Origin of the sequence: Methylobacterium sp. Leaf111 (genome assembly GCF_001423285.1) — a bacterium.
GTDB lineage: Bacteria > Pseudomonadota > Alphaproteobacteria > Rhizobiales > Beijerinckiaceae > Methylobacterium.
Genome location: NZ_LMNE01000001.1, coordinates 23,911 through 46,516 on the forward strand (window position 1 = coordinate 23,911; position 22,606 = coordinate 46,516).

The 22,606-nt window shown below is 65.4% G+C and carries 15 protein-coding genes; 7 read left to right on the forward strand and 8 right to left on the reverse strand.

All coding sequences use genetic code 11. From position 1 onward, the window contains the following. Positions 1-5: 5 nt before the first annotated feature. From ASF41_RS00110 to ASF41_RS00135, 6 genes are all read left to right on the forward strand, one after another. Positions 6-989, forward strand: a complete 984-nt coding sequence (locus ASF41_RS00110; protein WP_056489818.1) for an ABC transporter ATP-binding protein — start codon at positions 6-8, stop codon at positions 987-989. 11 nt (positions 990-1,000) lie between these two features. After that, positions 1,001-2,020 carry an ABC transporter ATP-binding protein gene (locus tag ASF41_RS00115; RefSeq protein WP_056269968.1) on the forward strand — a complete coding sequence of 340 codons (1,020 nt, stop codon included), beginning with the start codon at positions 1,001-1,003 and terminating at the stop codon, positions 2,018-2,020. Positions 2,021-2,059: 39 nt separating this feature from the next. Further along, positions 2,060-3,553, forward strand: coding sequence for an amidase (locus ASF41_RS00120; RefSeq protein ID WP_056491148.1), 1,494 nt, complete (start codon positions 2,060-2,062; stop codon positions 3,551-3,553). A gap of 31 nt (positions 3,554-3,584) precedes the next feature. Beyond that, positions 3,585-4,478: a polysaccharide deacetylase family protein gene (locus ASF41_RS00125; protein ID WP_056269517.1), complete on the forward strand. Its 894-nt coding sequence runs from the start codon at positions 3,585-3,587 to the stop codon at positions 4,476-4,478. Positions 4,479-4,570: 92 nt separating this feature from the next. After that, the gene (locus ASF41_RS00130) at positions 4,571-5,317 is read left to right on the forward strand and encodes a PIG-L deacetylase family protein (protein WP_056489823.1); all 747 of its coding nucleotides are present in this window, start codon (positions 4,571-4,573) and stop codon (positions 5,315-5,317) included. Further along, complete coding sequence (locus ASF41_RS00135) at positions 5,317-6,168, forward strand: galactosyltransferase-related protein (RefSeq protein ID WP_056491151.1); 852 nt, start codon at positions 5,317-5,319, stop codon at positions 6,166-6,168. Before ASF41_RS00130 ends, ASF41_RS00135 begins: the two co-directional genes overlap by 1 nt. 12 nt (positions 6,169-6,180) lie before the next feature. Here the strand turns inward: ASF41_RS00135 and ASF41_RS00140 are convergent, their stop codons facing one another. The 3 genes from ASF41_RS00140 to ASF41_RS00150 are packed head-to-tail and all read right to left on the reverse strand — an operon-like array spanning position 6,181 to position 9,426. After that, positions 6,181-7,242: a glycosyl transferase gene (locus ASF41_RS00140; RefSeq protein ID WP_056489826.1), complete on the reverse strand. Its 1,062-nt coding sequence runs from the start codon at positions 7,240-7,242 to the stop codon at positions 6,181-6,183. Further along, positions 7,239-8,351 carry a glycosyltransferase family 2 protein gene (locus tag ASF41_RS00145; RefSeq protein ID WP_056489829.1) on the reverse strand — a complete coding sequence of 371 codons (1,113 nt, stop codon included), beginning with the start codon at positions 8,349-8,351 and terminating at the stop codon, positions 7,239-7,241. Before ASF41_RS00145 ends, ASF41_RS00140 begins: the two co-directional genes overlap by 4 nt. Next, positions 8,344-9,426, reverse strand: coding sequence for a glycosyltransferase family 4 protein (locus ASF41_RS00150; RefSeq protein ID WP_056491154.1), 1,083 nt, complete (start codon positions 9,424-9,426; stop codon positions 8,344-8,346). Before ASF41_RS00150 ends, ASF41_RS00145 begins: the two co-directional genes overlap by 8 nt. 1,012 nt (positions 9,427-10,438) lie before the next feature. Here ASF41_RS00150 and ASF41_RS00155 point away from each other — a divergent pair. Beyond that, positions 10,439-11,506 carry an HD-GYP domain-containing protein gene (locus tag ASF41_RS00155; protein ID WP_056489833.1) on the forward strand — a complete coding sequence of 356 codons (1,068 nt, stop codon included), beginning with the start codon at positions 10,439-10,441 and terminating at the stop codon, positions 11,504-11,506. Between the two features lie 58 nt (positions 11,507-11,564). Here the strand turns inward: ASF41_RS00155 and ASF41_RS00160 are convergent, their stop codons facing one another. From ASF41_RS00160 to gltB, 5 genes are all read right to left on the reverse strand, one after another. After that, positions 11,565-12,947, reverse strand: coding sequence for a class II 3-deoxy-7-phosphoheptulonate synthase (locus ASF41_RS00160; RefSeq protein ID WP_056269536.1), 1,383 nt, complete (start codon positions 12,945-12,947; stop codon positions 11,565-11,567). Between the two features lie 182 nt (positions 12,948-13,129). Further along, positions 13,130-13,435: an RNA polymerase sigma factor region1.1 domain-containing protein gene (locus ASF41_RS00165; protein WP_056269539.1), complete on the reverse strand. Its 306-nt coding sequence runs from the start codon at positions 13,433-13,435 to the stop codon at positions 13,130-13,132. Between the two features lie 65 nt (positions 13,436-13,500). Then, positions 13,501-15,804, reverse strand: coding sequence for an FdhF/YdeP family oxidoreductase (locus ASF41_RS00170; protein WP_056491161.1), 2,304 nt, complete (start codon positions 15,802-15,804; stop codon positions 13,501-13,503). Positions 15,805-15,919: 115 nt separating this feature from the next. Then, complete coding sequence (locus ASF41_RS00175; protein ID WP_056350318.1) at positions 15,920-17,350, reverse strand: glutamate synthase subunit beta; 1,431 nt, start codon at positions 17,348-17,350, stop codon at positions 15,920-15,922. A gap of 197 nt (positions 17,351-17,547) precedes the next feature. Beyond that, positions 17,548-22,263, reverse strand: a complete 4,716-nt coding sequence (gene gltB / locus ASF41_RS00180) for a glutamate synthase large subunit (protein WP_056489836.1) — start codon at positions 22,261-22,263, stop codon at positions 17,548-17,550. Positions 22,264-22,606: the final 343 nt, after the last annotated feature.

The following is a 22,606-nucleotide window of genomic DNA, read 5'->3' on the forward strand; positions in this document are numbered from 1 at the left end:
CTGCCATGACAGAGCCCGTCCTCTCGGTCCGCAACCTGCGCGTCGCCTTCGCGGGCCGGCGCGGCACCCTTACGGCCATCGACGACGTCTCCTTCGACATCGCGCGGGGCGAGATCCTCGGCGTCGTCGGCGAGTCCGGGGCCGGCAAGTCTGTCACCGGCTCGGCCGTCATCGGCCTCATCGACCCGCCCGGCGGCATCGTCGGCGGTCAGGTCCTGCTCAACGGGGAGCGCATCGACAACCTGCCGCCGGAGGCCCTGCGGCGCATCCGGGGCCGGCGCATCGGCATGATCTTCCAGGACCCGCTCACCAGCCTGAACCCGCTCTACCGGGTCGGCCGGCAGATCGTGGAGACCATCCGCACCCACACCGACCTGTCCGAGAAGGCGGCGCGGACGCGCGCCATCGACCTCCTGGCCGAGGTCGGCATCCCGGCCCCGGAGCGGCGGATCGACGGCTACCCGCACGAGTTCTCCGGCGGGATGCGCCAGCGCGTGGTGATCGCCCTGGCGCTCGCCGCCGAACCGGAGCTCATCATCGCCGACGAGCCGACCACGGCCCTCGACGTTTCGGTCCAGGCCCAGATCATCGCGCTCCTCAAGCGCCTCGGCAGCGAGCGGGGCACCGCCGTCATGCTGGTGACCCACGACATGGGCGTGATCGCGGAGGCGGCCGACCGGGTGGCGGTGATGTATTCCGGCCGGATCGCCGAGATCGGCCCCGTGCGCGACGTGGTGCAGAACCCGCTCCACCCCTACGCCAAGGGCCTGATGGGGGCGATTCCGACCCTGGCCCAGGAGACCGACCGCCTCGCCCAGATCCCCGGATCGATGCCGCGCCTGTCCGACATTCCGCCGGGCTGCGCCTTCAACCCCCGCTGTCCCTCCGTCTTCGGGCGCTGCCGCGTGGAGCGGCCGGACCCGATCCCGGTCGGCGCCCATCGGGTCGCCTGCCACCTCTACGACCGGTCGGAGGCCTCCGCCGCATGAACGCGCCCGTCATGCCTCCGCCCCGGACGGGCGCCCGCGCCCCGGAGGCCCCCTACGTCGCCATCGAGGGCCTGCGCCGCACCTTCGACGTGTCCCGTCCCTGGCTCGCCCGGGTCATCGAGCGCCAGCCCAGGCAGATCCTCCGCGCCGTCGACGGCGTCAGCTTCGAGATCCGGCGCGGCGAGACCTTCGCGCTCGTCGGCGAATCCGGCTCGGGCAAGTCGACGGTGGCCCGCATGGTGGTGGGCCTGCTGCCGCCGAGCGCCGGGGACGTCCGCATCACCGGCGTCTCGATGACCGATCCGCGCGAGGCCGCCGCCCGTCGGCGCCTGCGCCGCCGCATCCAGATGATCTTCCAGGACCCCTACGCCTCGATGAATCCGCGCTGGCGGGTCCGAAAGATCGTCGCCGAGCCGATCCGGGCCTTCAACCTGCTGCAGGGCGAGGTCGCGATCGGGCGCCGCGTCGGGGACCTCCTCGGCCTCGTCGGCCTGCATCCCGACGACGGGGTGAAGTATCCGCACGAATTCTCCGGAGGCCAGCGCCAGCGCATCGCGATCGCGCGGGCGCTGGCCTCCGAGGCGGAGTTCCTGGTGGGCGACGAGCCGACCTCGGCCCTCGACGTCTCGGTCCAGGCCCAGATCCTCAACCTGATGCGCGACCTGCAGGACCGCCTCGGACTCACCTACCTGTTCATCAGCCACAACCTCGCCGTCGTGCGCCACATGGCGAACCGGATCGGCGTGATGTATCTGGGGCGCGTGGTCGAGATCGCAGACGGACGGGAACTCTTCCGTGCTCCGAAACATCCCTACACGCGCATGCTGCTCGATGCGGTACCGGATATCGGGCTCACCGGGCGCAAGCGCATCCCCGTCTCCGGCGAGATCCCGAACCCCATCGATCCCCCCTCGGGCTGCGCCTTCAACCCGCGCTGCCCCTTCGCGAACGAGCGCTGTCGCATCGAGGTCCCGGCCCTGGTCGAGGGTGTGGCCTGCCACGCCTTCCAGGAGCGGCGGCTGCCGGCCTGAGAGCCGGTGGTCCATGCGGGCGCGTTCCAGAGCCAGATCATGAGCACAGCCCCCTCCATCGCCGCCACCGAACCGGCCTCCGGCACGGCTTCGGACGACGATATCCTCGGCCTCGGCGCCGTCGACCTCGCGGCCGCGATCCGCGCCCGGCGCGTCTCCTGCGTCGAGGTCATGACCGCCTGTCTCGACCAGATCGACCGGGTGAACCCGACCGTCAACGCCATCGTGGCCCTGCGCGACCGGGCGGAGCTGATCGCCGCCGCCGGGGAGCGCGATGCCCAGGCCGCGCGCGGCGAATTTCTCGGGCCGCTGCACGGGTTTCCCCACGCGGTGAAGGACATCGACGCGGTGAAGGGCCTGCCCTTCACGCAAGGGTCGCCGATCTTCCGGGACCGGATCGCGGCGGCCGATTCGATCATGGTGAAGCGCCTGCGCAGGGCCGGCGCGATCTTCACCGGCCGGACCAACATGCCGGAATTTGGCCTCGGTTCGCAGACCTTCAACCCGGTCTACGGCGCCACCCGCAACGCCTACGATCCAACCAAGACCTCCGGGGGCTCCAGCGGGGGCGCGGCGGTGGCGGTGGCGCTCCACATGCAGCCCGTCGCCGACGGCAGCGACCATGCTGGCTCCCTGCGCAATCCCCCCGCCTTCAACAACCTGTTCGGCCTGCGCACGGGCTACGGCCGCATCCCCATCGAGACCAAGGACGCCTTCACCCCCGGCCTCGGCGTCTCGGGCGGCATCGGGCGCTCGCCCGCCGACATCGGCCTGCTGCTCTCGGTCCAGGCTGGCTACGACGCGCGGGTGCCCTTCGCGAACACGCAGGACCCGGCGATCTTCGCCGAGGACCTGAAGCGGGACTTCACGAACGCCCGCATCGCGTGGTTCGACGATTTCGGCGGCTACCTGCCCTTCGAGCCCGGCGTGCTCGACCTCGACCGCAGCGCGCTCGCCGCCTTCGAGTCCCTCGGCGCCAAGGTCGAATGGGATCGTCCGCGCTTCGACATGGCCAAGGTCTGGCGTGACTGGCTCACCCTGCGCGCCTGGATGACCGCCTCCAACCTGCGCCCCCTCTACGACGAGCCGGCCTATCGGGCGCTGCTCAAGCCGGAGGCGGTCTGGGAGGTCGAGCGCGGCCTGGCGCTCTCGGCCGATCAGGTCACCGCCGCGCAGGAGGGCCGCACCGCGTGGTACGAGGCCGTGCGGCGGTTCCAGGAGCGCTACGACTTCCTGCTGATGCCCTCGACCCAGGTGTTCCCGTTCGACGTCGAGGAGCGCTGGCCCAAGTCCGTCGGCGGCCGGACCATGGACACCTACCATCGCTGGATGGAGGCGACGATCCCCGTCACCATGAGCGGCCTGCCCGCCCTCAACGTGCCGGCCGGCTTCGACCCCGCCGGGCGCCCCTCCGGCATCCAGATCGTCGGCCCCAACAACGGCGAGCGCGCCTGCCTCCAGCTCGGGGCCGCCTACGATGCCGAGACCCGATGGGTGACCCGGCGCAGGCCCGCGCTGCTGAATCCCTCCTGATTTCCTTCGCGCTCCTCCTTCGAGACCCCCGATGACCGACACGCCCGCGCCGCATCACGGCCGCTACGCCTACAGCGCCCTGCCCGACCGGCCGGTCTACGACTGGCCCGGGGGCAAGCGCCTCGCGGTCTATCTCGCGCTCAACCTCGAGGGCTTCGATTTCGGCCGGGGCCTCGGCGCGGAACTGGCCCCCGGCGGTCCACAGCCGGACGTGCTCAACTACGCCTGGCGCGACTGGGGCAACCGCGTCGGCGCCTGGCGGATCAAGGACACCCTCGACGCGCTGGAGATGCCCGCGAGCGTCCTCGTCAACAGCCGCCTCTACGCCGATTGTCCCGGCCTGATCGAAGCCTTCAGGGCGCGCGGCGACGAGATCGTCGGCCACGGACGCACCAACGCCGAGCGCCAGGGCGACCGGGAGGAGGCCGAGGAGCGCGCCCTCATCGCCGAGGCCACCGCTGTCCTGACGGCCCAGGAAGGTAAGCCGCCGAAGGGCTGGCTCGGGCCCTGGATCTCGCAGAGCCATCGGACGCCGGACCTCCTGGCGGAAGCGGGCTACAGCTACCTCCTCGACTGGTGCCACGACGACCAGCCCACCTGGTTTTCCACCCGCGACGGCGGCCGCATCCTGGCGGTGCCCTACCCCCAGGAACTCAACGACATCCCCGCCATCGTCGCCCGCAAGGAAACCGGCCAGCAATTCGCCGACGCCCTCGTGGAGGCCTTCGACGAGATGCTGGAGCAGGCGCGCACCGCCCCCCTGGTCATGGGCATCGCGCTGCATCCCTACATCGTCGGCCAGCCGCATCGCCTCCGCCCCCTGCGCCGCGCCCTCGCCCATATCGCCGCCCGCCGCGATGAGATCTGGCTGACCACTGCCGGCGGCATCGCGGCCTTCGCGGCGGAGAGCGGTACCGCCCGGTAGCGGGTCGGCGTCGGCCGACTGTTCAGACATCGATCAGACTGGACCGTTTAGACAGGCTGCTCGCGTCCCCGACGCCTGCCCCGAGTCCACTCATGCATGCCGACGCTTTCCTCGCCGCCGCCGAACGCCTGCCGGTCGCCGACCTCGACGCCCTGACCGGCGGCAAGGGCGTCGTCGTGGTGGCGCCTCACCCCGACGACGAGAGCCTCGGCTGCGGCGGCCTCATGGCCGAGGCCCGGGCGCGGGGTCGCGAGGTCCGCGTCGTCATCGTCAGTGACGGCTGTGGCTCGCACACGCACTCGACACTCTATCCGCCGGCAAACCTGCGTGACCTGCGCGAAACGGAGACGGTATACGCCGTTGGTATACTGGGCGTCCCGCCGGAGGCCGTGACCTTCCTCCGCCTGCCCGATGCCGGCGTCCCGAGCGCCGGCCCAACCGCCGAGGCCGCCGCCGCCCGGATCGCCGCCATCGCCCATGAGGCCGATGCCGGAGCCGTCTGCGTCACCTGGGGCCACGATCCCCACTGCGACCACCAGGCCGCCGCCGCCATCGTCCGCCTCGCGCAGGCCCATCTCGGCCCGATCCGAATTTTCGCTTATCCCGTCTGGGGTTGGACCCTGCCCGAGGGTACCGAGGTCGGCCCCGCTCCGACCGGCCTGCGCCTCGACATCGGTGCCCACCGCGCCGCGAAGACCGCCGCGATCGGCGCCCACCGCTCCCAAACCACCGACCTCATCTCCGACGACCCGACGGGCTTTCGCCTGGAGCCGGCCATGGTCGATCGCTTCACCGGCCCCTACGAGATCTTCGTCGCCATGGACACGCCCACCCCGTGATCGCCGACACCACCCTCATCACCCTGAACAAGGGTCGCGACGCCCATCTCGCCCGCCTGCTCGAGGGCGTCGCGCGGGGTCCGCATCCGCAAGCCTGCGTCGTCGTCGAAATGGGTGCCGAGCCCGCCCCCCTACCGGATTACGGCTTCCCGATCCGCCGCATCGTCCTCGACAGCCCCGGTCTGCCGCTGGCCCGCGCCCGAAATGCTGGACGTCGCGCGGCCGAGACCGGACGGCTGGTCTTCCTCGATGTGGACTGCATTCCCTCGGCCGATCTTGTACCGCGCCTCAGCGCCGATCTGGCGGAGGCCGAAGGCCTCATCTGCTGCGAAATCCGATACTTACCGGCCGGAGCCGTCACGGACGGCTGGACCGAAGCCGGGCTTCGGGCCGCAGGACATCCCCATCCCGTCCGCCGCTTTCCCGAACAGGGATTGGCGCGCAGTGACAACCCCGGATTGTTCTGGTCGCTCGCTTTCGGCGTCAGGGCCACCACCTTCGACCGCCTCGGCGGCTTCGACGAGGGCTTCGACGGCTACGGCGCGGAGGATACCGACCTCGCCTTCCGCGCCGATGCCCTCGGGATCCCGGTGCTGTTCAGCGCAGGCGGGCAAGCCTTTCACCAGCACCATGTCGCCTGTGATCCGCCGCTGCAGCACTTCGCCGACATCGTTCGGAACGCGCAGCGCTTTCGGGCGCGACACGGCCTCTGGCCGATGGACGGATGGCTCGATGCCTTCGCCGAGCGCGGACTCATCGACACGCAGTGGCGCGACGACCTCGTCGTTCTGCGCCAACCCGGCGCCGACGAGATCGCCGCCACGCGGCTTCCCGCGGACCGTCCCTTCTGACGGGCTCGGCGCCTAACGGCGCCGAGCGTCGAGGCGATCCGCGAGGTCGCCGATGAAGGCACCGGTGCGGTCGATCACGCCCGGACGCGACAGGCCGCCGATCACCCGCGGATCGAGCCGTTCCGCGGCCGCGATGATCTCCGGCCACGCCGCAGGCTCGGGCCAGAACGCGCAATGCAGTGCCGCGCCCATCGCGGCGAGGGCGCGGGACTTCTCGATCTGCTCGTCGAAAGCGCGCGGTTCGGGAAGGCAGATGAAGCGCTTTCCCGCCGCCGAGACCGCCGAGACAACTCCGTCACCGCCGCCGCCGACCACCAAGTCCGCTCGGGCGATGTAGGTGGCCGGATCGGCGACCCAACCGTGCAGGTGCAGGTTTGCCGGCATAGGCAGCCCCGCCCCGTCGACGGGGCCGAGAACGTGCCAATGCCGATCCGGTACGGCCGTCGCGGCCGCAGCGAGATCCGCGCGCCGACCGCCGGTCCCGCCGCGCCCATAGATGACGAGGATCGATCCATCCGCATCCGTCACTCGGTTCGATGCAGGCTCATCGGAGAGCAATCCGGCGTAGAACGTCTTGGCGCGAACCCATTCCGGCATCTCGGCCGAGTCGAGTTCCGGCGGGAAGAACGCGAGCAGACGCTCAGCGCTGCGGAAGGCCTCGAGATGCGGGGTATCCGTGCGCGTGCCGGCGAGCCGGACGACCAAGGTCGGCACGGACATCAGGCGTGCGAACAGCGCAATTTCCACGGACACGTCAACGACGACCAGCGCAGGATCTGCGGAGGCGATCCACGCTGCGAGCCGGCCCATTCGTGCGCGTACGTTGTCGGCACCGACGGGCGCGTAATGCAGGCCATGCGGCCGCTCGGCCGATCCGTCCCTCCCGTCGAACTCGCGGCCAACCCGATCGTCGGGCAGATCGAGGAGCGATCCCGTTGCGGTAGCGGTGTCGAGATCGGAAAACGTTCCGATCAGCGTCATCGGGCGATCGAGCGCCCGCGCGATCAGGCAGGCACGCTGCCAATGACCGGCGCCCTGGTGGTGGACGTAGTAGCCGACAGGACGCCGGCTCATGCGACCTGTGCGGCACGAGCGGGTTGTGAGTCGACCAGCATCGCTTGAAGGCCCGCCAGGGCCTCATCGAGAGGAACCGGGACCGCTTCGGGGATGCCCTCCCCCAGGCTCGCCTCGATCCGCTCGACCAGTGCGATTCCGTTCGGGCAGGTCTCCCAGCCGATGGTGGCAAGATCGGCTTCGGTCATGCCGAGGGCGCGCAGGGCCGCGGCGGGTCCGGCGGGGTCCGTGAAGCATCGCGCCAGCCTATGGCGTCGCGCGATCAGAGCGCGCCAGTGAGCCGCCGAAGGAAGGCTATAGGTTTCAAGCCCCTGCACGACACGGGTTCGGCGGAGCATCTCGGTCGCCATTCCGCCCGTCACCCGGCCGGTTCTCCGATCGGAGACTGCGATCGATACCCCGGGGCAATGCCTGACGCGCCCGCCATGCCAGCGCACCCGCGCAACCAGGGCATTGTCTTCGCCGCAGGGGAGCATCGGCAACCCACCCACGTGACGATAGAGGTCGGCGCGCAGGGCAAGGCTGGCGGCGACATGATCGCCATGGCGGGGGGCTGGATCGTGGGCGGGCGGGTCGAAGACCTCCTCGAGGTGCCGCACAGCCACCCAGTATTCCTCGATCCGCGCATGGAGCGCGGCAAGACGGGGGTCGGCCGCCGGCGTCTCGCCATGAAGCACGAGGCGTCCACCCACGACCTCGGCGTTTCGCAACGCTCGCAGATTTGCCATCACCCAGTCCGCGGGCGCAACCGCGTCCGCGTCGGTACTAAGGAGGACGCCCTCGGTCACGCCTTCTTGCTCCAACCAAGCAGCGCCGGCATCGAGGGCACGACGCCGCGCGGTGCCGACATGGGCATGGGAAGACGCAATCGTCGCCTCGAGAATCCGTAGGGCGAGGTGCGGAATCTCGGCGTTTCGTTCCAGTCCGTGCAACAGCGCAACGGTGTCATCGGTGCAGTTGTTGGCGAGAACCACGACGCGCAGACACGCGCCATCCCCGGTGCCGTACTGCCGATCGAGAGACCGTATCAGACGCGGCAGCGCATTCGCCTCGTTCCGGGCAGGCACACAAACGACAGCGCGCCCGAGGGAAAGATCCTGCTCAGGCATTGCTGGCACGGGCAGTGATCGCAGTGCTGGCCACTCGCTGGAGCTCGAGTGCGTAGAGGGCCTCGTACTGATCGGTCATGGTGTCGGCATCGAACAATTGCTCCGCCCGACGGCGGCAATCGGCTCGGGAGAGAGTGATGGCCTGCGTCACAGCCCGACCGAGATCGGCGACATCGTCCGCCGCGGCCAGGACCCCGCAGGAGGCATCGAGGATGTCCGGGATCGCGCCACGCCGGAAGGCAGCCACGGGTGTCCCGCAGGCCAAGAATTCGGCGAGCACAAGCCCGAACGGCTCTTCCCACCGCGGCGTACAGAGAGCCACATGGGCTTTCGCGACCTGAGCCGCGAGCGCGTCGTGTCCGAGATGCCCGAGGTAGGTCACGTCGTCGCCCAAGCGTGGAGCAATTTCATTGTCCCAATAGGCTGGATTGGAGCGTGGTCCAGCAAACTTCAGGGGCAGGCCGGCGGCGCGTGCCGCGTCGATGGCCAGATGCGGCCCCTTCTCGGGAACGAGCCGACCCATCCAAATCGCGTGCGGCTCGCCCGCCGGCTTCGCGGCATAGGCAAAAGCCGTGAGATCGATGCCATTGCCGATGACTTGCGGATTGCCGATCAGGTCATGCCATTCTCGAGCGAGGGACGGAGAAACGGCCGCGAAAGTCATATCCCGCGCCCGTGCCCGCACGCCACGGACGAAAGGCTCGAAGGGCGGCGTATGCAGGGCTGTCGCCATCGGAACGGAAAGTTCACCGGCGCGAAGCAGGGGGAGGAAGTGGAGGCTGTTGTTGTGGACGATATCGTACCCACCGGACACGACCGCATCCATGATCCTGGCATAGGCAGAATGTTCCGCGGCATCGATCCGCGCCTCCGAAACATCATCGAACGCGCATCCGGTGGAAGGGCAGATGGCAACCAGCCGGAAATCGCCCCGCGACCCTTCCGAAGCATAGAGCGTGACATCGTGGCCACGGGCCTGGAGTGCTGACGCAAGTAGATGCGTGTGCATCTCCAACCCTCCCGAGAACGGCTGTGCGATCGGGAATTTCAGATGCGCGATGATGGCGATCTTCACAGGATGCAGGACACGATGTTCGAGGAGCGGAAGCGTCGGATTGGCATCATCCACGCCCTAGGTTCCCGCACCACGGGGATGCGAGCTCGGGATACATGGCCATGACGAACCCCAACGTAGCGTGAACAACGGGGAGATTCGTATTTGGTGCACCACCACGTTACCGGACGGGCGGCAGCAAATCTAATGACCGGATTTCCGGCGACTGTGTCGCTTCCTGTGCGGCCCGTTCGGCCCCTCCTTATAAATAGTAGGCGCCAATAGTGCGTCATCTGAGCCCAGGTAAGGAACACAGACCGTCGATGCGCGCGCAAGATCCTTCGGCGCATAGATTGAATTCCGTCCGTCAAAATTGCGCGATCATTCATATATAATTCTATAAATCTTTGAGATACTAGTAAAATAAAATCTTATAATTTCTTTCGAAAATATAAGATCACCAACTTGCGATACAAATAATTGGATTATATTGAATTAAAAAATTACGAATTATTAAAGTCAGAATTTTACTCATTCTAGCACGATTGAGATTTTTCAATTAATTGTTTTATAACACAATATATAAATAAAAGTTGATACCTTTAAAACTTTGAAGATAACTTAATGACGACTTAAGGAAATTATGACGACTGAAAAAATGCTATGCGAAAGCATGCTTATCGAACCTAAGGTTGTTAAGTCTCCACTCATGCCCTCCACGTTGTTCGCCTATCGAATTGATCTGTCCCCGCATCGTTTCTCGTCAGCAATTTACGGCTTGAGAACACTTACTGACCATTATCGTACCGTGCTATTATCGTTAAGTCGTATCATATGACAATTTACAAGCGCGGAGCATTTCCGGCGCGGGTGTCACAGATTGCACTGACTCAACCAACATTGATATCGTGCTTAAAAAATTTGTCGAATACGCGATCGGCAAAAAGAAGCCTTCCGAAGGCAAACTATATCACCAATATCCCATTAGCCATCGGGATACGCAATCAAGGTCGTTGGAGGAAGCCCGCACGTCATGGCGCAAGGAGCCATTTACCTGCTCACTGATCGTCCAGATCGGAGCGCGGCCTTGGAAAAACTCATCAGAACGATCGGACCTTGCGAGGTCATCGCTGCCGGCGACGATCATCCGTCGAACGTCCAGCCGCGCGCAATCGTATCCGATCTGACCTTGAGCCGACGCGAGTCGGTGAGCCGTCTCCGTAGTTTTCTGCACCACGGCAAGGCGACCGATATACCGGTCATCTGTCTCCTTCGATCGACAACTGACTCCGATCTGCGTCAGGCTCGCAACCTCGGCGCAACGATCTGCTTTCCCGCTTATACCGCGCCGCACCTCGTCGTGCAGGCACTTCAGGCGGAGATGAAGACAGCTGAGCCGGATCTCTGCGTACAGCCTGTCCTTCAGAATGTGTCACGCGCCAAGGAAATTCTGAGCGGCCTTTTCGACGGCGTCCGTGGGGGCGGCCCAATCTCTCTGGCGCAGGTCGATGCCGGGCTGGATCCAATCCTCGCTGCAGTAAAGGAAGGCGGCCTAACACGTTGGCTGGAGACCGTCTGGACGCATGACGATGCCACGTACCAGCACTGTCTCCTCGTTGCCGGTGTTGCGGCTCAGTTCGTGTTGCATCTCGGCTTTCGCACCGAGGATCGCGAACATTTCGTGCGGGCCGCCCTTCTGCACGATGTCGGCAAGGCGCAAATCCCGCTGGAGATTCTGAACAAGCCCGGGCGCCTCGATGCCGACGAGATGGTTATCATGCGCCGCCATCCGGTGATCGGTTACGACATCCTACGCCAGAGCGGGTGTGACGCGGCTACCCTCGGCGCCGTCCGCCATCATCATGAGATGCTGGACGGATCCGGCTATCCGGATGGTCTTGTGGGATCGGAGATCAGCGACACCGTCCGGTTGCTGACCATCTGCGACATTTACGCAGCTCTGACGGAGCGCCGCTCTTATAAGAAGCCGATGCCGCCGCTAGACGCACTGGCGATCCTCTCAGGGATGACCGGAAAACTCGAGATGAGCCTGGTGCAGCATTTTGGGAACGCGATGCTGGACCCCGGTTCCCAATCCTGAGAACGCAACGTCGGAACGAGCTGCAAGGCTCTTCCGACGTCGCCCGGTGAGCGGAGCGCTACTCGGCAGCGTCGAGGCGAGGACGTTCGATCGCCGAGCGCTCTCGCTTCACGAGTTCCGCGGTGAGGAACGCCACTTCCAAGGCCTGCTCGGCGTTCAGGCGTGGATCGCAGTAGGTGTGATAGCGATCGCGCAGGTCTTCAGCCGTCAACGCCCGGGCGCCGCCGGTACACTCGGTTACATCCTTGCCAGTCATCTCGAGGTGGATGCCGCCAGCGATGGTCCCTTCGGCACGGTGGACGCCGAAAAAGCCCTCGATTTCCTGCATCACCCGTTCGAACGGACGCGTCTTGAAACCTCCGGCCGAAATGGTGTTGCCATGCATCGGATCGCAGACCCACACCACCTTGCGGCCCTCGCGCGCGATAGCCCGGATTAGGCCGGGAAGGTGGTCTCCGACCTTATCTGCTCCGAAGCGACAGATCAGCGTCAGGCGCCCAGCCTCGTTGGCCGGGTTCAGCTGATCCACAAGTTGGAGCAAACCCTCGGCCGTCATCGACGGACCACACTTGAGTCCGATCGGATTCTTAATGCCGCGCGCATATTCAATGTGCGCGTGATCCGGCTGCCGGGTCCGGTCACCGATCCAGAGCATGTGGCCTGACGTGGCGTACCAGTCGCCGCTCGTCGAATCGACACGGGTAAGTGCCTCTTCGTAGCCCAGGAGCAAGGCTTCGTGGCTGGTGTAGAAATCCGTGGTGCGAACCTCTTGATGCGTCTCCGGATTGATGCCGATGGCCCGCATGAAGTCGAGGGTCTCGGTCATCCGCTCAGCGCAATCGGCGTAGCGCGAGGATTGCGGAGAATCCTTCACGAAGCCGAGCATCCACCGGTGCGAGTTCTCCAAATTGGCATAGCCTCCAGTCGCGAAGGCACGCAGCAGGTTGAGCGTTGCCGCCGATTGGCGATACGCTTCGAGCTGACGGCGCGGGTCGGGCACGCGGGCCTCCTCCGTGAAAGTCAGGCCATTGACGATGTCGCCACGGTAGCTCGGCAGGGTCACGCCGTTCATCGTCTCATTCGGTGAGGAACGAGGCTTCGCGAATTGACCGGCGATCCGCCCCACCTTCACCACGGGCGAGCCGCCCGCGAAGGTGAGTACGAGAGCCATCTGCAGGAATACCCGGAAGAAGTCGCGGATGTTATCGGCCGAATGCTCGTCGAAGCTCTCGGCGCAATCTCCCCCTTGGAGCAGGAACGCCTCGCCGGTCGAGACTCGAGCCAAAGCCGACTTGAGCTTCCGCGCCTCACCTGCAAACACCAGGGGGGGGAAGCTTGCGAGCTGTGACTCGACCGATTCCAGGGCGGTGGCATCCGGATAGGCAGGTACCTGTTGGATCGGCAGGTTTCGCCAGGTCTTCGGTGTCCAACGCTCGGCCATAATCGTCTCCGTTCCGCCTTTCGGTCGGCTCCGCGCGGCGGAGGGCCCCGCGGAGAAGCGCGGCTTATAAAGCGGTTCTTCGGCAGAGGCGAGAGATGCCGGGCCGTAGCTGCTATTCACCCAACGCGCGTGAGTCTGGATTGAAAAGAGCAATCGCCGATTTCGATTGAAATCACGTCCAATCAGTCTCCACCCGAATCGCCGTCTTCGATGGCGATTCCGTGCTCGGACAGGATCCAGAAGATCGCTTCCAGGTCTTCCGCCGTGACATCCCGCGGCGGCAACGCAGCCTCCAAGTCGGCATAGGTCAGGCGACGCTGGCGCAGTGCCTCGGCCTTGGCCAGGAGCACATCGACCACTGCCCGCATGTCCTTCGGCAGTCCGTCATGACTCGGGCTCCGCTCATTCGAAGCCGGATCCAACGCCTGGGCGAGCATCCGGTCGATGATGGTCTGGCGGCGGTCATGGGCGTCGTCGGAGCGGTCCATGCCGTCGATTATGGGTCTGTGGCGCCGGTCGTCGAGGGGACCAGCGGCGGAAATTCGACTTTGCGTCAATCCGCGACGGCGATCGGCGCCCCTTTCCGAATCCGCACTGGGATCGCCTTCGCGGCCGGCGTTTTCGCCTGCTGGTCGTAGTGCCAGAGTGGAATGAGGGCGTTGAGCTCCGGGTAATAGCCACCGACGTTACCTTCCGGGATGCCGTACTTGATCACCCGCAGGCCGTTGACCTCGCGCAGGAACTCATCATCGGCGTCAGCCGAAAGATCCACCATTTCGCCGTCGGCGAGTCCGAGGCGCTCGATGTCTTTGTCGTTCATGAACAGCACCATCCGAGTGCCCTTCACACCACGGAAGCGGTCGTCATAGCCGTAGATCGTCGTGTTGAACTGATCGTTCGAGCGAAGGGTGATCAGATCGAGCACGTCGCGGCGGTTGCTGCGCATGTCAGGGTCGGCCTCCAGGCCGCCCGGAACGGTGAAGTTGGCCTTGCCGGTTTCGGTCTCCCACTTGCGATCACGCGCCGCGACGGGCTTGTGGAGACCTCCGGGCTGAAACATCCGGCCGTTCAGGTCGTGGAAGACATCTGGGTAGGTCGCTTCGATCGCATCCCGAACCTTGGCGTAGTCACCGACCCATTCGTCCCAATCAACCCTCGGGTTCGGCGGCAGCAATGCCTTCGCCATCTCAGCAACGATCCACGGCTCGGAGCGCACCTGATCGCTGACCGGCTTGGTTTGTCCGCGGGATCCGTGGAAGCAGGAGGTCGAATCCTCCATCGAGACCGCCTGTGGGCCGCTAGCCTGCTCGTCGACCTCGATCCGGCCGAGGCAGGGCAAGATGTAGGACACGGCACCATGAACCAGGTGCGAGCGATTCAGTTTGGTCGAGATCTGCACCGACAGGGGCAGCGCGCGCCAAGCTTTCTCCATCCGGACGGTATCGGGCACGGCGCGGATGAAGTTGCCGCCAAGACCGATGAAGGCCTTCACCTCACCGGCAATGATACCCTCGCAGGCCTCGACGGTGTTGCAACCCTTTTCCCGCGGCGGCTCGAAGTCGTAGAGTTCCTTGAGTTTGTCGAGGGGTGCCAGCTCCGGCTTCTCCGTGATGCCGACGGTGCGCTGACCCTGGACGTTGGAATGTCCACGGACCGGACAGAGCCCGGCCCCGGGGCGACCGACATTGCCGCGCAGAAGCATGAGATTCACGAGCATCTGTACGCCCTCGGTCCCACGGCGGTGCTGGGTCAGGCCCATGCCGTAGACCGCAACGACCGAACGGGCCCGCGCATAGACCGTCGCCGCCGCCTCCAGCGCCTCCCGGGTGAGCCCCGAGCGCGTCTCGATATCCGCCCATGACTGCGAATCGCAGAATGCGACGAACTCCCGGAAACCGTGGGTGTGCTCAGCGATGAAATCGACGTCGAGGATACGCGGGCGGCCGACCTCCATCGCCTCGCGGTCGGCGGCAATCAAGACCTTGCACATGCCGGTGATCGCCGCGAGGTCTCCGCCCGCCCTCACCTGATGGTACTGCGTCGAGATTTCGGTGGAGCTGCGCGTTAGCATCTCGGTCGGCGATTGCGGGTTCGTGAAGCGCTCCAGGCCGCGCTCCCGCAGTGGGTTAAATGTGACGATTGGAACGCGCCGCTTTCGTGCCTCTTGGAGAGGGTGGAGCATGCGGGGTGCATTCGAACCGACGTTCTGTCCGAAGAACAGGATCAGATCGGTCGATTCGAAATCTTCCAGGATCGTGGTCCCGACAGGAGATCCGATCGATGATTTGAGTCCGACCGAGGTCGGCTCATGGCACATATTCGAAGAGTCGGGCAGGTTGTTGGTGCCATGCATCCGCGCCATCAGCGCGTACATGTATGAAGTCTCTAGCGAAGCGCGGCCAGAGGTGTAGTAGACCGCGGCGTTCGGATCGAGGGCGCGCAGCTCGCGTCCGATCTCCGCGAAAGCCTCTTCCCACGACACCGTCACGTACCGGTCGCTGCCGGGGTCATAGCGGAGCGGATGGGTCAGGCGTCCCTTTTCCTCGAGGGCGTAGTCCGTCCAGCTCAGCAGTTCCTTCACGGTGTGGCGCTGGAAGAAGTCGGGTCCGATCCGCTTGGCGGTCTGCTCCCAGACCGTGGCCTTTGCCCCGTTCTCACAGTACTCGAAGGTGTTGGGCTTAGCCGGCTTCGACCAGGCACACGAGACGCACATGAAGCCGTCCGGCTTGTTCTGCTTCATCAGCAGCGCCGCGCCGGAGACTGGGATCTGTTCCCGCGTCAGGATTTCCGCGAGGGAACCCGCAGAACCCCAGCCTCCCGCAGGCCCGTCATACGGTTCGATCTTGGGTTCGGCCATCGGTTCGGTCATGCGCGTATCCCGACATCTTGGGTGTCAGGACAGCAATGATGCGTAGACCCGGCGTGTTCCGGACTGCGACGGCGAGACGTCGCAATCTAGTCCGGCATCATCTTCAGCGCGGCAGGATGCTCGCGCCCATCAGGGCCTCGTCGATGGAACGCGCCGCCTGACGCCCCTCGCGGATGGCCCAGACCACGAGGGACTGACCGCGGCGCATATCGCCCGCTGTGTAGATCTTCTCGTTCGACGTCCGGTAGTCAAGCTCGTTCGCCGTCACGTTCCCACGCTTGTCCATGACGACGCCGGACTCTTCCAGCAGGCCCTTCCGGACCGAGCCGGCAAAGCCGATCGCCAGGAACACGAGGTCGGCGGGTAGCGTGAACTCACCGCCCGGGATCGGCTGACGCTTCTCATCAACGCGGGTGCAGACGACGCCGGTGAGCTTGCCCTTCTTTCCCTCCAGCCGGAGCGTCGCGGCCTGGAACTCGCGCTCGGCGCCCTCGGCCTGGCTGGAAGAGGTCCGCATCTTGGTCGGCCAGTACGGCCAGACCGAGAGCTTGTCCTCGCGCTCCGGTGGGCGAGGCCGGATATCGAGCTGCGTCACCGACAAGGCGCCCTGACGGAACGAGGTGCCGACGCAATCCGAAGCGGTGTCGCCACCACCGATGACGACGACGTTCTTGGCGGTGGCAAGGATGGGAGCCTCGCCGTTCCCCGGCATCGGCTCGGCACCGACGCGGCGGTTGGACTGCACCAGGAATGGCATGGCGTAGTGGACGCCCTCCAAATCCTGGCCGGGCAACTGCGGATTACGCGGGTCCTCGGCACCAGCGGCGAACAGCACTGCGTCGAATTCGGCGGTGAGTTCATCGAGCGGCTTGTTGATTCCGACATTGACGCCGTAATGAAAGTGAACGCCCTCACCCTCCATCTGCTTCACGCGCCGGTCGATGTGGCGCTTCTCCATCTTGAAGTCGGGGATGCCGTAGCGGAGCAGGCCGCCGGCCTTGGGCTCGCGCTCGAAGACGTGGACCTCGTGCCCGACACGGGCGAGTTGCTGCGCAGCTGCGAGCCCTGCAGGGCCGGAGCCGATGATCGCGACTTTCTTTCCGGTCTGATGATCGGCGGGCTCAGGCTTGACCCAGCCGTTGTTCCAGGCGCGGTCCGCGATCGCCTGCTCGATGGTCTTGATCGCCACCGGCTGATTCTCGAGGTTCAGCGTGCACGCCTCCTCGCAGGGCGCTGGGCAGATGCGGCCGGTAAATTCAGGAAAGTTGTTGGTTGAATGGAGGTTGCGTGCCGCTTCTTCCCAGTCGGACTGGTAGACGAGTTCGTTCCAGTCCGGGATCTGATTATGAACCGGGCAGCCCGTCGGACCGTGGCAGAACGGGATGCCACAATCCATGCAACGAGCCGCCTGCTTCTTGAGATCGTGTTCGTCGAGCGGCAGCGTGAACTCGCGGAAGTGGCGCACGCGATCGGCGGCGAGCTGATACTTCTGCTCCTGCCGGTCGAATTCGAGGAAACCCGTGACCTTGCCCATCGTCTGACCGTCTTTCGCGAGTCTGTCTGATCCGTCGCGCGGAAGGCGGCCTCGATGGCCTATTCCGCTGTCACCCGGCAGAACGGCCTCTCACCGCCCTGCCTCATGCGTCAGCCATCTCAAGGGGCTGACCCGTGCGGTTCCCAGTTCGTCAACGAACCGGGAACCGTCTCGATAGAATTTCGGTCGCGCAGCGCCTACTCGGCCGCCACCGGCATCCGCGCCATTTCCATTTCGCGCAGGGCTCGCCGGTACTCCACCGGCATCACCTTGACGAACTTGGTGCGGTAGCCGGCCCAATCATCGAGGATCGCCTTGGCACGCGGGGAGCCCGTGTACTTCAGGTGATTGGTGATGAGTTGAGACAGGCGTTCCTCGTCGTGGCCCGACATATCGGCCAGGATGTCGACACGGCCCTTCGTTTCCAAGTCGCCGTCCTGGTGGAATCGACGCATGAGGTCGTCCTCCTCCTCGACGGGTTCGAGATCGACCATAGACAGGTTGCAACGGGCCGAGAACGAGCCGTCCTCGTCAAGGACGTAGGCAATGCCACCCGACATGCCCGCCGCGAAGTTGCGTCCGGTTTCGCCGATCGACACCACCACGCCGCCGGTCATGTACTCGCAGCCGTGGTCGCCCATGCCCTCGACCACCGCGATGGCGCCCGAATTGCGGACGGCGAAGCGCTCACCGGCCGAACCGCGAATGTAGGCCTCGCCCGCGATCGCCCCGTAAAGGACCGTGTTGCCGGCCATGATGGTGTGCGAGCCCGGCGCCCGCAGGGCGTCGGAGGGGCGGATGATCAGCTTGCCACCGGACAGGCCCTTGCCGACGTAATCGTTGGCGTGGCCGGTGAGTACCAACGTGACACCCGCCGCGAGCCAGGCGCCGAAGCTCTGGCCGGCTGTTCCGGACAGCTCCAACCGGATAGTGTCGTCGGGCAGACCCTCGTGGCCGTACCGCTTGGCCACGACTCCGGAAAGCATGGCGCCGGCCGTACGATCCGAGTTTTTGATCTCCTCCCGCACCACTACAGGCTCGCCGCCGTCAAGGGCCGATTGCGCACCGGCGATCAGGCGTCGGTCGAGCACCGTATCGATCGGATGCTTCTGCTTCTCCGTGTGCCGGATCGCGACGTGCTCGGGCACTTCCGGGCGGTGGAACAGCTTCGAGAAGTCGAGACCGCGCGCCTTCCAGTGATTGATCACCTCCAGCGTGTCGAGGAGGTCGGCTCGGCCGATCAGGTCCTCGATCTTTGTGAAGCCCATGGACGCCATCAACTCCCGCAGCTCCTCGGCCACGAAGAAGAAGTAGTTGATCACGTGTTCGGGCGTCCCCTTGAAGCGTTTGCGCAGAACGGGATCCTGCGTTGCCACGCCCACCGGGCAGGTGTTCAGGTGGCACTTGCGCATCATGATGCAGCCGGCCGCGATCAGCGGCGCGGTCGAGAAGCCAAACTGGTCGGCCCCAAGCAGGGCCGCGACCAACACGTCGCGGCCCGTGCGGATGCCACCGTCGGCCTGAAGGACGACGCGCCCGCGCAGGTGGCTCAGCACCAGGGTCTGCTGGGTCTCGGCCAGACCCGTTTCCCAGGGGCCGCCCGCGTGCTTGATCGAGGTCAGCGGGGCCGCACCAGTGCCGCCGTCGAAGCCCGAGATCGTGATGTGATCGGCGCGCGCCTTGGCGACGCCGGTCGCGACTGTTCCGACGCCGACCTCGGAGACGAGCTTCACCGAGACGTCGGCCTCGGGATTCACGTTCTTCAGGTCGAAGATCAACTGCGCCAGATCCTCGATCGAATAGATGTCGTGATGCGGAGGCGGCGAGATCAGGCCGACGCCGGGGGTGGCGTAGCGGACCTTGGCAATCTTGGCATCGACCTTGTGGCCGGGCAGCTGGCCGCCCTCGCCCGGCTTGGCACCCTGCGCAACCTTGATCTGCATCATGTCGGAATTGACGAGATATTCCGTCGTAACGCCAAAGCGCCCGGAAGCGACCTGCTTGATGGCCGAGCGGCGCGAGCGCCCGTCCGCCATCGGCTTGAAGCGCTCGACCTCCTCGCCGCCCTCGCCCGAATTTGAGCGACCGCCGAACGAGTTCACCGCGATTGCCAGTGTCTCATGCGCCTCCTTCGAGATCGAGCCGTAGGACATGGCGCCTGTCGCGAACCGCTTGACGATATCGGCCGCGGGCTCGACCTGATCGACGTCGACCGGCGCCCGACCGATCTCGGCCGCCTGCTTGATGCGGAACAGCCCGCGGATCGTCTTAAGATGGTTCTCCTGCTCGTTCACCAGCCGCGCATATTCCCGGTAGCGCTCCGGCAGGCCGAGGCGCACGGCATGCTGCAGCGTCGCGACCGAATCGGGCGTCCAGGTGTGGCTCTCACCGCGCAGGCGATAGGCGTATTCACCACCGACATCGAGGGCAGTCCGATAGATCGGGGAGTCGCCGAAAGCATCGGCGTGACGCCGCGCGGTCTCCTGTGCAACCTCGGCCATGCCGATGCCCTCGATCGTCGTCGCGGTTCCGAAGAAGTCCCGCTCGACGAAAGCGGAATTCAGACCGATCGCGTCAAAGATCTGCGCACCGCAATAGGACTGATAGGTCGAGATGCCCATCTTGGACATGACCTTGAGCAGGCCCTTATCGATCGACTTGATGTAGCGGTAGACGATCTCGTCCGGCGTCAGGTCCGGCGGGAACTCGTCCTTCATCGCGATCAACGTCTCGAAGGCGAGATAGGGGTTGATCGCCTCGGCGCCGTAACCGGCGAGGCAAGCGAAGTGATGTACCTCGCGTGGCTCCCCCGACTCGACCACGAGGCCGACGGAAGTACGCAGTCCCTTGCGGATCAAGTAATTGTGCACGGCAGCAGTCGCGAGGAGCGCCGGAATTGCGATGCGATCCGGCCCGACGCCCCGATCCGACAGGATGATGATGTTGTAGCCGCCGCGCACCGCGACCTCGGCCCGATCGCACAGGCGATCGACCGCGCCCTCCATGGCCGCCGCACCGGTTTCGGCCGGGAAGGTTATGTCCAGGGTCTTGGTGTCGAACCGGTCCTCGAAATGGGAAATCGAGCGGATCTTCTCGAGGTCGCCGTTGGTCAGGATCGGCTGGCGAACCTCAAGGCGCTTCTTGCGGGAGGCGCCCTCCATGTCGAGCAGGTTCGGGCGCGGGCCGATGAACGAGACGAGGCTCATCACCGCTTCCTCGCGGATCGGGTCGATCGGCGGGTTCGTCACCTGCGCGAAGTTCTGCTTAAAATAGGAGTAGAGCGACTTCGGCTTGTCGGACAGCGCCGAGAGCGGTGTGTCGGTGCCCATGGAGCCGACGGCCTCCTGGCCGGTGACAGCCATGGGCGCCATGAGAAGCTTGAGGTCTTCCTGGCTGTAGCCGAAGGCCTGCTGGCGATCGAGGAGCGACACATCCGAACGCGAGGCCCGCGGGATCACGGGCTTCAGGTCCTCAAGGACGATTTGGGTGTTCTTGACCCACTCGGCGTAGGGGTGCGCGGCAGCGAGCTCGCTCTTGATCTCCTCATCGGAGACGATGCGGCCCTTCTCCAGGTCGATGAGCAGCATCCGCCCGGGCTGCAGGCGCCAGGATTCGACGATCTTCTCATCCGGGATCGGGAGCACGCCCATCTCGGACGCCAGCACCACGAGGCCGTCGTCGGTGACGAGGTAGCGCGCCGGTCGAAGGCCGTTGCGATCGAGGGTCGCGCCGATCTGGCGGCCATCGGTGAAGCAGACGGCAGCCGGACCGTCCCACGGCTCCATCAGGGCGGCGTGATACTCGTAGAATGCACGGCGTTCCTCGCTCATCAGCGGATTGCCGGCCCAGGCTTCCGGGATGAGCATCATCATCGCGTGGGCCAGCGAATACCCACCCTGGACGAGGAATTCGAGGGCGTTGTCGAAGCACGCGGTGTCGGACTGGCCCTCATAGGAGATCGGCCAGAGCTTCGAGATGTCGTTGCCGAATAGCTCCGAATCGACGCTCGCCTGGCGCGCCGCCATCCAATTGACGTTGCCGCGCAATGTGTTGATCTCGCCGTTATGGGCGACCATCCGGTAGGGGTGCGACAGGCGCCAGGTCGGGAAGGTGTTGGTGGCGAAGCGCTGGTGCACCAGAGCGAGGCCCGAAACGAAGCGCTCGTCCTGCAGGTCGCGATAGTATTCGCCGAGCTGATCGACCAGAACCATGCCCTTGTAGACGATGGTACGGGTCGAGAGGGACACGGGATAGTAGGTGTTCGCGCGCTCGTCCTTCAGGCCATAGACCTTGTTCGAAATCACCTTGCGAGCGGTGAACAGTCGACGTTCGAAAGCGTCCTCGTCCGACACCGTGGCAGGACGGCCGATGAAGATCTGCCGGTGGCAGGGCTCTGTCTCCTTGACCGTCACGCCGAGGTCGCTCGGATCGACCGGCACATCGCGCCAGCCGAGGAAGGGCAGTCCCTCGTCGGCCAGGGCCTTCTCGACGATCTCCTCGACGAGGCGACGGGCCTCGGAATCCTTCGGCATGAAGAACTGGCCGACCCCGTAATGTCCGGGCTCGGGTAAGGTGATACCGAGTGCCTCGACCTCAGCCTTGAAGAATGCGTGCGGAATCTGAACCAGTATACCGCACCCGTCGCCCATCTTCGGATCGGCGCCTACGGCACCCCGATGATCAAGGTTCTTCAGGATTTGGAGGCCTTGCTGAACGATGGCATGCGTCCGCCGGTCGTGCATGTCGGCGACGAAGCCCACGCCGCAGGCGTCGCTCTCGCGAGCCGGGTCGTAAAGCCCCTGAACTTTCGGCAGAGCCCAGTCGCGCACGATCAGCGGCGCGGTCCCCTCGCGGGTGGCGGGAACCGACGCCTGCAGCGCCCCGAACTCAGAAGATGCGACCACGTCCACCATCTCTCGCCTCCGACCTGCCCGCAAGCGAGCATGTTTCATGCCCAGAGCCCGAGGGGCTTCCGGGTTTGTCTCTCGACAGCGTCGGCTCTGGGCGGGTTCTTCGGTCAGGAAGCGCCCGCAACTCGCGGGCTCGACGCCGGCTTGGTTTCAAGCCGTGCGGGCCCGGATCGCCGCGATGGCGACCGGCTTCGAATCTCGTTTGGTCGCCGGCAACGTCACCTGAGCGAGATCCTCACAGCCATCCCGACAGATACCCTGCCGAGAATGGGACAGCGTTACTGTCCTACCGGTGGAAAGTGACAGATTTTAACCGCTCCAGCAAGGGCGTGTCCGGTGGCTCACT